Origin of the sequence: Peptoniphilus vaginalis, assembly GCF_900176605.1 — a bacterium.
In the GTDB taxonomy this organism is placed as follows: Bacteria; Bacillota; Clostridia; order Tissierellales; family Peptoniphilaceae; genus Peptoniphilus_A; species Peptoniphilus_A vaginalis.
This window is the reverse complement of sequence record NZ_FXLP01000004.1, coordinates 386,469-399,039: the sequence shown is the minus strand read 5'-3', so window position 1 is coordinate 399,039 and position 12,571 is coordinate 386,469. Positions and strand designations below refer to the sequence as shown.

Genomic DNA, 12,571 nt, shown 5'->3' with positions numbered 1-12,571 from the left:
TTTTAGCATAATAAATTGAATTTGTGAAATGAAATTACACTTGCAGACAGGATAATTATCCAATTTCTCATTATTTATACTTTAACAAAATTAAACATTTACTTCAATCTATTAACGTAATATAAGACTTTGCGATAATGCCAAATATTGCTTGCAAGTATATAATAGATAATATAGTATTAAATTATGAGGATATTATTTCATTACAGAGGAGGAATTTATGAAAGAACAAAACAAAAAATTTAAAGACCAGAATGACGTTGGCGGATTTCTGAAAGGCGTAGAAAGAATTGGTAATGGATTACCACACCCTGCAATGATTTTTGCTATACTTAGTGCAATCGTAATCATCGTATCTTACTTTGCTGCAAAAGCAGGACTAAGTGTAACATACTTCGATGCCAAGGCTGGAGAAGAAGTTACTAAGGAAGCTGTTTCTCTACTTAACTGGGAAGGCCTAGCTTACATCTTTAACTCTGCAACAGAAAACTTCACAGGTTTTGCTCCCTTAGGAACAGTACTTGTAGCTATGCTTGGTGTTGGCGTTGCTGAAAACAGTGGACTTTTTAATGCAACTTTAAAAAGACTTCTATCTAATGTAAACCCTACACTTCTATCAGCTACAGTTGTTTTCGCTGGTGTAATGTCAAATATTGCATCTGATGCAGGATACCTAGTTGTAGTTCCACTAGGAGCACTTATCTTCGCAAACGCAGGTCGTCATCCACTTGCTGGTATAGCAGCTGCCTTTGCAGGAGTTAGTGGTGGTTTCTCTGCAAACTTACTACTTGGTACAACTGACCCACTACTTACAAATATCACAAACGAAGCATTAAAAGCTGGTGGTATTGATATGACCCTTGCCGCTACTTGTAACTGGTACTTCCTATTTGTATCAACTTTCTTAATCACAACAATTGGTACTCTTGTAACTAATAGAATAGTTGAAAAAAACTTAGGAGAATATCATGGATCTTATAAGGCTGACGAAAGTCCACTAACCGATGTGGAAAAGAAGGGTCTTAGAAATGCTCTTATAGCTGTAATAATATTTGTTGTAGTTATGGCATTCTTAATGTTCCCAGCAAATGCTCCATTTAGAGCTCTAGAAGATGGAAAAGATATTAAGACTCTTAAATTTTTCTTAGGTCACGGACTTATCCCTGCAATGCTACTATTATTTATGATTCCTGGTATTGCTTATGGTAAAACTGTTGGAACTATTAAAAATTCACACGACCTTGTTGACGCAATGACAAAGGCAATGAAGGGCATGGGCGGATACCTTGTTCTTGCATTCTTTGCAGCGCAATTTGTAAAATATTTTAACCAAACAAACCTTGGTCTTATCCTTGCAAAAAACGGAGCAGACTTCTTAGAATCAATTGGACTAAAGGGACTGCCACTTCTAATAATGTTCATCTTGCTATCAGCCTTCCTTAACCTATTTATGGGATCAGCTTCAGCAAAATGGGCAATTATGGCTCCAATCTTTGTACCAATGATGTACAACCTTGGACTTTCACCTGCACTTACACAAGTTGCATATAGAATTGGTGACTCTTCAACAAACATCATCACACCACTTATGTCTTACTTCGCAATAATCGTTGTATTCATGCAAAAGTATGACGAAGAATCTGGGCTTGGAACTCTTACTTCAATGATGCTTCCATACTCTATGTTCTTCCTAGTTGGATGGACAGCCCTAATGATAGTTTGGTATCTAATTGGAATCCCTGTTGGACCTGAAGCACCACTTCGCGTACAAGACATGATTTCAATCTTATTTATCTAAAATAAAATATTCTCAAATAATAAACCCGGTGGAAATTTCCATCGGGTGTTTTCATTCTATTGACATGTTTTTATTTCTTTATCTGCAAAGCTAAAAAAGACTCCTTCCTGGGAGTCCATCTATATTCATTTAATTTGTTATTAAGAAAGAAAAAACTTTTCTAATCCTATCAGCCCACACCAAAATCTGTTATCTCGAATAAAATATCAACTCGTGGGTCATCTTCAAGGTACCTATATTTTTCTACGAACCACTTAACGAGTTCTTCGTCTCTCTTTATCTCAGTTGAGTTGTTCATAAAAATATTTACTGTTGCGTGGGAAAAATTTCTTATAATTTCCATGTCACGGTCTATCATTTCTCTCGTTTGACCCTTTATGCCCACCATGACGCAGGGAGAGTCAAAATATTTTTTCACTTCTCTGTAGTCTTTAAAGTCTGCACCCTTTTTTAGAACTCTTTCCCTAAAGTCATTGTCAAAGCTTTCTATACCCGTTTTAAAAGTTATGGGGACTTTAAAAAAGTCTCTTATCTCGTCAAGCCTATTTCTATAAATCCAATGAGCTTCAAAAAATAATCTCTTAATATTTTTTTCTTCAACAACTTTTTTTATTGCCTCAAGAGTTTTGTCTGTCAAATCAAAAACTGATGCAGAGTCAATGACTTCTAGGACTCCAAACTCTCCTGTGACATTTTTTAAAACTTCAAGATTTATCTCGTCTATCTTCTTCTTATCTATTTCATTGTCATCTATATAATCACAAAAAGTACACCTGCCCCACTTACAAGGTCTTGCCTTTAAGAGGACAATTTCTCTTTTTGTCTTGTTAGTAATTTTTGAATACCTATTGATAAAATCATCTCCTTAAAATTAATATAGCTTTCTTAAATATTTTACCACAAAAACTTTATTGATGTCCTTTGGTCTATATTGACACCTTACTTTCTTTTATTTATACTAAGGTTTACATAAGATAGCAAAAATAAATAAATTCTTAATAATAAATGTGAGGAAATATATGGCAGTAAAAATAATTGTGGGATCAACTTGTGATGTGGAAGAAAATATTAAAAAGGAATTAATCGTAGTTCCCCTCCACGTTACCTTTGGAGATGAAGACTTCCTAGATTCAGTTGATATTACTAAGGACGAATTTTATGAAAGACTTGAAAAAAAGGAAGAGTTTCCTATGACAAGTCAACCAACTCCTGTGGCCTTTATGGATGTATACAAGGAAGTAATAGATAAGGGAGACGAGGCAGTTGTTATTGTCCTATCTTCAAAGTTATCGGGAACTTACCAAAGTGCCAAGCTTGCCAGCGAAGGTCTTGAAGATAAAATATTCATAGTAGACAGTTTAAATGTTTCTAACGCAGAAGGTGCTCTTGTGGAATATGCCACAAGACTTGTAAAAGAAGGTAAGTCTGCAAGAGAAATAAAGGAAATCCTTGATGAGGCTAAGAAGAAGTTAAGATTAGTGGTCTTAGTCGACACCCTAGAATACCTTGAAAGAGGCGGAAGAATTTCAAAGACTTCAGCTCTTCTCGGCAACCTCTTCTCTGTTAAGGTCCTCCTATCTATGAAGGATGGAGCAATTGCATCTGTGGGTAAGGCCAAGGGAATAAAAAATGCCAACAATCTTTTCATTAGTGAAATAGAAAAGACTGGATCCATTGACTTTGATATGCCAATTAAACTTGGCTACACAGGTCGTGACGGCAGCAAAATCGAAAAATACCTAAGAGAGACAAAGAGCCTTTGGGAAGATAAGATTTCTTCACCAGAGTTCATCCAAATTGGAAGTGTTGTTGGGACACACACAGGTCCTGGCGCCCTCTTCTTGTCCTACTTTAGCAAATAATTTTAACTTATAAGGTTCCTAGTCTTTAGGGACTTTTTTATTTGTCCTAAATTTTTTTAATCAAATTTAACTTCAAATTAAAAAACTGAAAACATATTAAACTTCTTTATGTATGCCATATCTTCACGATTTAAAATAAGTTTCTTCTGCAGCTCTTTATCTTCATCTAAAATCCTTGTTGAAAAAAGCATCTTTATGGCAGCTGGCATTATAGGCCTAATTGAAATGCCACTCCAAAGTCCCCATCTTATTTCAGAATCAACAAAGGGCGACAAGATAGATATGTTTGGTTTTTCAAGATCTGTGTACTTGTTGTACAAGTTTATTCTAGTTATACTGTCAAAATGCTCAATGTTTCCATAATAGGTGTTCTCGCAAATATAAGGAAAGTCGTAATCTGAAATATTCATATACATAGAGACCCTGTGGTCCTTATCCTCTCCTCCACTTATCTCAATAAGTGACTTAAGAATTTTTGAATTTCTCCCATCATAATAGTAGGAATATATTTTTGAATCCTCTTTAAAGAACCTAGGGACTTTGTCTAAGTCTATGGACTTTTTCTTGGGCTTCAATATATTTTGAGGTATGAGCCTAGCTGTTTCTATTTCAAAGACATCACTAATCTCCTTTAAGGTGACTAGATCAATATTAATTTCTCCATTTTCATATTTTGACACTGCTGACTTACTCTTATTAATCTTTTTTGCCAAGTCATCTAAGGTCATATTTTTTAACTTTCTTATTTTCTTTATTTTTTTGCCAACTTCTTTTAAATATTCATCCACTTTTACTCACCAAATTTCCTATAAATATTCTTTTGCTGCTTATTTTTTGTAAATAATTTATTTGTTTAGAATTTTATCATAATGCCTTGGTCTTTTCCACTTTGGAGAAACTTATAGTAAAAAAGTTTCTTTAGGATAAAATTCAACTCAATAAAAAATTTTTTTCTACTTGCTATACTTGTCTTGCGAGGTGAAAAATGAAAAAGTTAAATTTAGAAATTAAATATGATAGACGTGGAAGTAATAGCGTAAAATGGGATCACAAGGATTTTATCGATTCAAGGGCAAGTGATAAGGCTCTTCCCCTTTGGTTATCTGATATGGAGTTTAGGGTAGCAGATGAAGTTATAGATGCTCTTTCCAAGAGAGTAGACCATGGTTTCTTTGGTCAGTCAATGCCTGGTGAAAAATATTTTTCATCTATTCAAAGTTGGTATTATGATAAGTTTTCTTGGAAAATAGAAAGGGATTCAATATTCTATTCCCCTGGTGTCTTGCCAGCTATTGGCTTTGCCATAAATTCTTTTACAAAAGAAGGCGATGGAATAATTATTCAACCACCAGTTTTCTATCCCTTTGCACAATTAATAGCAGAAAACGGAAGAAAAGTTGTCAATAATAATTTAATCAATGATGATGGTTACTACTATATTGACTTCAATGATCTTGAAGATAAGGCTAAAGACCCAAATAACACAATGCTCCTTCTCTGCTCTCCTCACAATCCTGTCGGTCGTGTTTGGAAAAAAGAAGAGCTTTTAAAAATTATTGAGATTTGCAAAAAATATGACTTAACTATTTTCTCCGATGAAATCCATTGTGACTTAACCAGAAAAAATGTAAGACACTATCCTCTTATGAGTCTCGGTGCTTATAATAAAATTGCTGCTGCAGTTGCTCCAAGTAAAACTTTTAATGTTGGTGGACTTCCTATCGCTCAAATTATAATTGATGACCATGACTTAAAAGACAAGTGGAACAAAGAAACTTATGGAAGACACTTCATTAGGTTTGCACCACCACTTGATATGATTTTATGCGAGACAGCTTACTCTCACTGCACCTATTGGGTTGATCAAGTAATGGATTATGTGGAAGACAATTTTGATTTTATTGTCAAGTTCTTAGGAGAAAAACTTCCACAAACAAAATACAAAAAACCTGAAGGAACTTTCTTAGCCTGGATCAACTTTGGCGCTTATGTAAATCACAAAGACCTAATGGACATCTTAATTACAAAGTACGACTTATTAATTGAAGATGGAATTGTCTTTGGTGAGCCAGGAGATGGTTACTTTAGAATTAGCATTGCCTGTCAAAGGGACATCCTAGAAGAAGGTTTAAATAAAATTGTTCAAGCTATAAATGAATTGCAAGGACAATAATAAATTAAATTTCTTTTTTGATTTGCTACAAACAAATTATTAATTTTTAAAATTAAGTTCCTAATCTTTAGGGACTTTTTTATTTGTCATCAATAGATTCGTGAAAGTTAGAATTCTTTATCTAATTATAATTCTATGGTAAAATAGGGGAGATAGGAGTTGATTTATTGGAAAAAGAAACTGACTATAAGGGACTCATTAGACTCTTCACAAGGTCTATTTTCATTTCCATGATTGGAATGATTTTTCCCTTTTTATATATTTTGTTTCCTTCTATGTATGTAGCTGAATCTGTGAAGGAGGGAATTATAAAAGTAATGGCGACACTTCTTGCCGTTGTACTTTTAATTGCTGGTTTCATGGGACCAGTCCAAGCCATAGTTGTCTTTACAATCTTTGGTCCCTTCATCTTAATTTTTCACTACATGATTACAACAAAAAGGTCTGTCTCCATGACTATCTTGGCGACATCTTTAATATTTTTTACATCAATAATGGTTTTATTCTTTGCCTTTGGGATCAATAGCCAAGTCCTAAATTCAAGGGAAACTATAAATGCCATTACAGAATTTTACAAAAACCTAGCAGGCGAAGATATTTTGTCTTCAGGGACTATGGCGATTTTCACAGAAAATGTAGAGCTCTACTACAAGAAATTTTTACAAATTCTTCCATCTGTCCTAATTATCACATCTATTGTGACTTCCTATGTTACTTATACATGGGCTGGAAGAAGTCTTCTTACGAGGGGGATTTTTATTATTCAACCATCCTCTCTTGAATTCTTGAAGTTCCCAAGGGAAATCATAGCCTTGTCACTTGTGAGTCTCGCCCTCTTTTCACTTACTGGCGACTACTTTGGACCCACAGGTCAAGTCTTTACGATCAACCTAATGAACTTAGTCTTCTTTATGCTCTATGCTTCTGGCCTTGCCCTTACCAAATTTTATATGACGAGATTTGGAGTTAAGAGATTTTTACAATTTCTCTTAATAGGTCTAAGCTTTACTATATCAAGCCTACAGATTTTTTTAATAATCCTTGGTGGACTTGATCAAATTGTTAACTTTAGAAAAATTAAATAAGTGAGAATGCTATGAAAAACGAATATAAATTTAAAGATTTTCTTCCCTTTTTTATTTTTGGAATAGCCCTTGTTGTGGCATTAATTTTCACAAGACCCCTACTTGGTATTTTGGGAATTTTGGCACTTGCCTATGTAGCCTTCTTGGCCTATAACAAAATAAATATTAAAAATGAAGAAAATTTAAAAAACCTTGAAAGCTTAAATGAAAGATTTGATTCCCTGACTAAGCAGGCAATCTTCGACATGCCCTTTCCCCTTGTTGTTACAGATGAAAAGGCAAAAATCCTTTGGTACAATACTCCCTTCATCAATCTCTTTAATGAAAATAGCGTCTTGGAGGGTGATCTTGAAAACCTAATTGGAGATATTGATATAGCAAATATCTTAAACTCTGAGGGTCAAAGGACTATACCTGTTGAAGTAAATAAAAGATTTTTTAACATCTATACCAACATTGTGGAAAGCAAGTCTGAAAAGGGAGAAGGCAAGTCTGCCCTATTTTATCTAGTGGACAACACTGCCTATCAAAATTTAAAAAACAAGTACACGGATGAATTTGCCATCGTGGCAAAGGTTGAAGTGGATAACTTTGATGAGGCTATATCTTCTGCCCCATCAGAAATCAGGCCCCTTCTAATTGCAGAAATTGACTCAACAATTTCTCAATACTTTGAAGAGTACGATGCCCTTGTAAAAAAATCTGACGAGGACCTATATCTTGTGGTTATGAACTTTAAGTCCCTAAAGGCAATTAAGGAAAAGAGATTTGACATCCTAGATGACCTAAGAGACCTCAATAAGGGGAATTCAATCCCAATTACACTTTCCATTGGAGTTTCTTCCTTTGGACTTAACTTCAAGGATGCCTATGTTGAGTCTGACTCTTCTCTTGACTTGGCACTAGGTCGTGGTGGCGACCAAGCTGTTGTAAAAGTTGATGACAACTACGAGTTCTTTGGTGGAAAATCCAAGGCCATGGAAAAGAGAAATAAGGTTAAGGCAAGGGTAATTGGTGAAGCCCTAAAGCAATTGATCGATAGGTCTGAAAATGTCTACATCATGGGTCACAAAAACCCTGACATGGATGCCATTGGTGCAGCTATTGGTTGTCTTCGTGCAACCTTAAATCGAAACAAGGAAGGCTTTATTGTCCTTGAAAAATCCAACCCATCAATTGACAATTTAATTGATAGGATGAAGGAAGAAGAGACAGAAACTTATGAAAAACTTATTTCTAGGGAAACTGCACTAAATAATATTAAGCACTCTTCCCTTTTAGTTATAGTGGACAACCACAAGCCATCCTTTACAGAGTGCCCAGAACTCTTGGATAGGACTAATCAAATTGTGGTTATAGACCACCACAGGAGAGGCAAGGAATTTGTTGACAATCCTGTTCTCCAATACGTGGAACCCTATGCATCTTCGACTTGTGAGCTTATAACTGAGATGCTAACTTATATGTCTAACGACTTAAACCTAACTCACTTTGAGGCTGATGCCATAATGAGTGGTATAGTGGTTGACACTAAGAACTTCTCCTTCCAAACTGGTGTAAGGACCTTTGAAGCCGCTTCCATCTTAAAGAGAGCTGGGGCAAATATGCTAAAGGTAAAGGCCCTCTTCCAAGACGATTTAGATACTATGGTTTATAGGGCAGAAGTAATTCACAACACTAAGATAATCCACGACAATATTGCTGTTTCAAGATTCGACAAGGAAGCCAACAACTCTGTACTTGTTGCAGCCCAAGCTGCCGATGCCCTACTTGATATCAACGGAATAGATGCATCCTTTGTCTTAACAATAAATGATGGCAAGGTCCACATATCAGGCAGATCTCGTGGAGAAGTTGTATCAGTCCAACTTATATTGGAAAAAATTGGCGGAGGCGGCCACTTGAATATGGCTGGTGCCCAACTTGACACAACTGACTTAGATGAAGCAGAAAAGATTTTAATAAATGCAATTGACGAATATTTAATTGAAAATAAAAGCGAGGAATAACATGAAAGTAATTTTAATTAAGGACGACAAAACTCTAGGCAAAAAAGGCGAAATTGTTAACGCAAAGACTGGCTATGCTAGAAACTTCTTGTTACCAAGGGGTATTGCCGTTGAAGCTACTCCAGAAAATATGGAAACATGGAAGAAGAACAAGCTTGAAGAAGAAAAATTAGAAAAAGAAAATCGCGCTAAAGCTAATGAAATTAAGAAAAAAATTAGCGAAATCACTTTAACTATTAAGGCTAAGGCTGGAGAAGGTGGAAGACTTTTTGGTGCTATCACTTCTGCTGATATTGCAAAAAAATTAAAACAAGACCACAAGATTGATGTTGATAAGAAAAAAATCGAACTTGGCGAAAACATCAAGGAAGCTGGCATGAAAAACATTGACATCAAGCTTTACCCAGACGTTGTTGCTACACTAAAAGTAAATGTTAGACCGGAATCTTGATGGATATGGATGCAAAGGGAGAATTAAATTTTAATTCTGTTTCAAATTTAAAGATGCCTCCCCACAATTTGGAGGCAGAGGAGTCAGCCCTTGGATCTATGATGCTTTCCAAGGAAGCCATCACTACATCCATTGAGTTATTAAATATCAAGGACTTCTACCAAGAAGCCCACAGAAAAATTTACAGTGCCATCTTAAATATTTACAACAGGAATGAAGCCGCCGATGTAATTACAATTGCAGAGGAACTTAAAAAGACTGACGACCTTGAAGTGGTTGGCGGCATCCCCTACCTTGCAGATCTTTCGTCTAATGTAACTGCAGTTTCAAATATCAAATACTACTGCAAGATCATCAAGGAGAAGGGAATCTTAAGAGAGCTAATTGGTTCATCAGACAAGGTAATTTCTGCTGCCTATTCTCCTGATGCCCAGGCAGACCTCATCATTGAGCTTGCAGAAAAATCTGTCTTTGACATAACTCAAGACTCCACAAAGAATGGCCTTGTAAATATAAAAAACATTGCTCTGGACTCCTTCGCTGAAATGGAAAAAAAGGCACAAAACCCCAATGCCCTTACGGGACTTACAACTGGTTTTGTGGACCTAGATAGAAAAATTTCTGGACTTCAAAAGTCTGATTTGATTTTGTTGGCAGCAAGACCTTCTATGGGTAAGACTGCCCTCATGGTAAATATTGCAACTAACGCTGCCCTAAGAGGTAGTGCATCAGTTGCAGTCTTTTCTCTTGAAATGAGTAAGAACCAACTCTTCCAAAGAATTATCTCATCCACTTCCCACGTTGACCTCCAAAAGGTCATTAGTGGAAACTTAAATGAAGAGGAGTGGACAAAAATAATTAACACCATGCCCATTGTGTCTAACTTAAAAATGGAAATTGATGACACAGCTGGTATCTCTCCACTAGAGCTCAAAGCCAAGTGCCGAAGGATGAAGGTTGAAAAGGGACTTGACCTAATTGTAATTGACTACCTACAACTTATGCAGATGTCATCAAGATCTGAGTCAAGGCAACAAGAAATTTCTGCAATATCGAGAAACCTCAAGGCTATTGCCAAGGAATTAGAAGTCCCTGTCATCGCCCTTTCACAACTTTCTCGTGCTCCAGAACTTAGGACTGATCACAGACCAATCCTATCTGACCTTCGTGAGTCAGGTGCCATAGAGCAAGACGCCGACATTGTAATGTTCCTCTACAGAGACGAGTATTACACTAAGGAAGAATCAGAAAAACCAAATGTTGGTGAAGTTATTATCGCCAAGCACAGGAATGGTCCAACGGGAACTGTTGAGTTGATGTTCAAGAAGGAATTTACAAAATTCTTGAACTTGCAGAGAAACGATTAGAGAAACGATTGATAAATAAATAAAATTTTTAGAGACTCTTGTGAAAGCCAGAGTCTTTTATTTTTTTTGCGACAAATGTTATAATAAGCTTTGAAAAAATATTGGAGGTTAATATGATTTTAGATTTAATAAAAGTAATCTTCCTCGGTATCATCGAGGGACTTACAGAGTTTTTGCCTGTGTCATCAACAGGCCACCTTATAATAGCTGACAGCTTTATAAAACTTGAACCCAAGTCCTTTTCCAATGCCTTTAGTGTAATCATCCAACTTGGTGCTATCTTAGCAGTAGTTTATCTCTACTTCTATGACATCAACCCCATTGCCAAGGGAAAATTACTTCCTCTTCTTGGAGAAGAAAAATACAATGGCCTAAGCTTAAAAGAAAAATTCAAGTACAGGGACCTTGAGACAATGAGACTAATTGCAAAGATCATTGTTGGCTTCTTGCCAGCAGCTTTCTTTGGCTTCCTCTTAGATGACTTCATCGATGCTCATCTTTTTAATCCCATTACAGTTGCTATAGCACTTATCTTTTACGGGATAGTAATTATTTTTATGGAAAAAAATAATAAGAACAAGGGCTTTAAGTACGAAAGCCTAAATGACATTGGACTAAAGACTGCCCTCTTCATTGGTTTCTTCCAATGCCTTGCCATGGTGCCAGGCACATCTCGTTCAGCAGCGACAATTATTGGAGCCATGCTACTTGGTTGTTCAAGAACAAGTGCTGCCAAGTTTTCCTTTTATCTTGCAGTCCCAACCATGCTTGGTGCAACTGCCCTAAAGATTTTAAAAATTGGTTTCTCCTTCAGCCTATGGCAATGGTTCTTGATCCTTCTTGGAGGTATAATCTCCTACATCGTTGCCCTTGTTGTTATCAAAAAATTCTTGGGCTACGTTCGTGAACACGACTTCATTCCCTTTGGATACTACAGGATTGCCCTCGGCTTAGTGGTCCTATGCCTTGGCTTTTTAAATTTAATATGAGGTGTCTATGAAAGATTTTAAGGTTGGAATAATTCAGCTGCCTGCTAAGGGCGACAAGGAAGAAAACTTAAAGACAATGGAAGAATCTATAGCCCTTGTTAAGAAAGAAGGAGCAGATGTAGTTTGTCTACCTGAGATGTGGAACTGCCCCTACCAAAACGCCTACTTCACAAAATTTGCTGAAGAGGACTTTGGCGAAACTTATGAGAAGATGAGCCAGGTGGCAAAAGATAATGAGGTCTACCTAATTGGTGGGTCTATTCCAATTAAGTCAGGCGACAAGATCTACAACAGGTCTTATGTCTTTGACAAGTCTGGAAAAGAAATATACAGATACTCCAAGATCAACCTCTTCGACATCGAAGGCTATAAGGAGTCAGCTACAATCTCTGGTGGCAAGTCCCTTGGAGTTTTTGAAACAGAATACGGAACCTTTGGCCTTGCAATTTGTTTTGACTTGAGATTTCCAGAACTCTTCCAAACTTTTAGGGACTATGGAGCAGAAGTCATCTTTGTCCCATCAACCTTTATGAAGAAGACTGGCGAAGTTCACTTCCACCTTCTCAACAGGGCTCGTGCAGTTGACACCCAATGTTATTTGGTCTCACCTGCCATAGCAAGAGATGATGACTTGTCAAAGAATGCCTACGCCCACTCACTTATAGTTGACCCGAGTGGCAAGATAGAAGTGGACCTTGGCGAAGACAAAAATTACGCAGTCTTAAAATTAGAAAATCATAAGGTGAAGAGGGAAAGAGAAAAACTTCCCCTTGAAGTATCAAGAAGAAATAGAAAATTATAAGTTGGCAAATAATAATTTACAAAAAATAAACTCTT

At 36.3% G+C, this 12,571-nt stretch carries 11 protein-coding genes; 9 read left to right on the top strand and 2 right to left on the bottom strand.

Annotation, left to right across the window (positions count from 1 at the left end; genetic code table 11):
- Positions 1-220 precede the first annotated feature (220 nt).
- Positions 221-1,798: an AbgT family transporter gene (locus tag CAN42_RS03245; protein WP_085875514.1), complete on the top strand. Its 1,578-nt coding sequence runs from the start codon at positions 221-223 to the stop codon at positions 1,796-1,798.
- 169 nt (positions 1,799-1,967) lie between these two features.
- Here CAN42_RS03245 and CAN42_RS03240 read toward each other — a convergent pair whose 3' ends face one another.
- Positions 1,968-2,435 (bottom strand): radical SAM protein, encoded by a 468-nt coding sequence (locus tag CAN42_RS03240; RefSeq protein ID WP_245149836.1) that lies wholly within the window; start codon positions 2,433-2,435, stop codon positions 1,968-1,970.
- A 382-nt stretch (positions 2,436-2,817) separates the two neighbouring features.
- On the opposite strand from CAN42_RS03240, the gene CAN42_RS03235 reads away from it, so the two are divergent.
- Entirely contained in the window at positions 2,818-3,660 is an 843-nt protein-coding gene (locus tag CAN42_RS03235; protein WP_085875512.1) for a DegV family protein, read from the top strand.
- Positions 3,661-3,737: 77 nt separating this feature from the next.
- Here CAN42_RS03235 and CAN42_RS03230 read toward each other — a convergent pair whose 3' ends face one another.
- The gene (locus CAN42_RS03230) at positions 3,738-4,448 is read right to left on the bottom strand and encodes a helix-turn-helix domain-containing protein (protein WP_062571872.1); all 711 of its coding nucleotides are present in this window, start codon (positions 4,446-4,448) and stop codon (positions 3,738-3,740) included.
- A gap of 197 nt (positions 4,449-4,645) precedes the next feature.
- On the opposite strand from CAN42_RS03230, the gene CAN42_RS03225 reads away from it, so the two are divergent.
- The 7 genes from CAN42_RS03225 to CAN42_RS03195 all read left to right on the top strand — a co-directional run bounded on the left by CAN42_RS03225 (position 4,646) and on the right by CAN42_RS03195 (position 12,536).
- Positions 4,646-5,833, top strand: coding sequence for a MalY/PatB family protein (locus CAN42_RS03225; protein WP_085875511.1), 1,188 nt, complete (start codon positions 4,646-4,648; stop codon positions 5,831-5,833).
- 167 nt (positions 5,834-6,000) lie between these two features.
- Entirely contained in the window at positions 6,001-6,918 is a 918-nt protein-coding gene (locus CAN42_RS03220; protein ID WP_085875510.1) for a DUF2232 domain-containing protein, read from the top strand.
- A gap of 11 nt (positions 6,919-6,929) precedes the next feature.
- Positions 6,930-8,927: a DHH family phosphoesterase gene (locus tag CAN42_RS03215; protein ID WP_085875509.1), complete on the top strand. Its 1,998-nt coding sequence runs from the start codon at positions 6,930-6,932 to the stop codon at positions 8,925-8,927.
- A 1-nt stretch (position 8,928) separates the two neighbouring features.
- The gene (gene rplI / locus CAN42_RS03210) at positions 8,929-9,378 is read left to right on the top strand and encodes a 50S ribosomal protein L9 (protein ID WP_085875508.1); all 450 of its coding nucleotides are present in this window, start codon (positions 8,929-8,931) and stop codon (positions 9,376-9,378) included.
- 5 nt (positions 9,379-9,383) lie between these two features.
- Positions 9,384-10,745: a replicative DNA helicase gene (gene dnaB, locus CAN42_RS03205; protein WP_085875754.1), complete on the top strand. Its 1,362-nt coding sequence runs from the start codon at positions 9,384-9,386 to the stop codon at positions 10,743-10,745.
- 113 nt (positions 10,746-10,858) lie between these two features.
- On the top strand, positions 10,859-11,734 hold the full coding sequence (locus CAN42_RS03200; RefSeq protein WP_085875507.1) for an undecaprenyl-diphosphate phosphatase: 876 nt from the start codon (positions 10,859-10,861) through the stop codon (positions 11,732-11,734).
- A 7-nt stretch (positions 11,735-11,741) separates the two neighbouring features.
- The gene (locus CAN42_RS03195) at positions 11,742-12,536 is read left to right on the top strand and encodes a carbon-nitrogen hydrolase family protein (RefSeq protein WP_085875506.1); all 795 of its coding nucleotides are present in this window, start codon (positions 11,742-11,744) and stop codon (positions 12,534-12,536) included.
- Positions 12,537-12,571 lie beyond the last annotated feature (35 nt).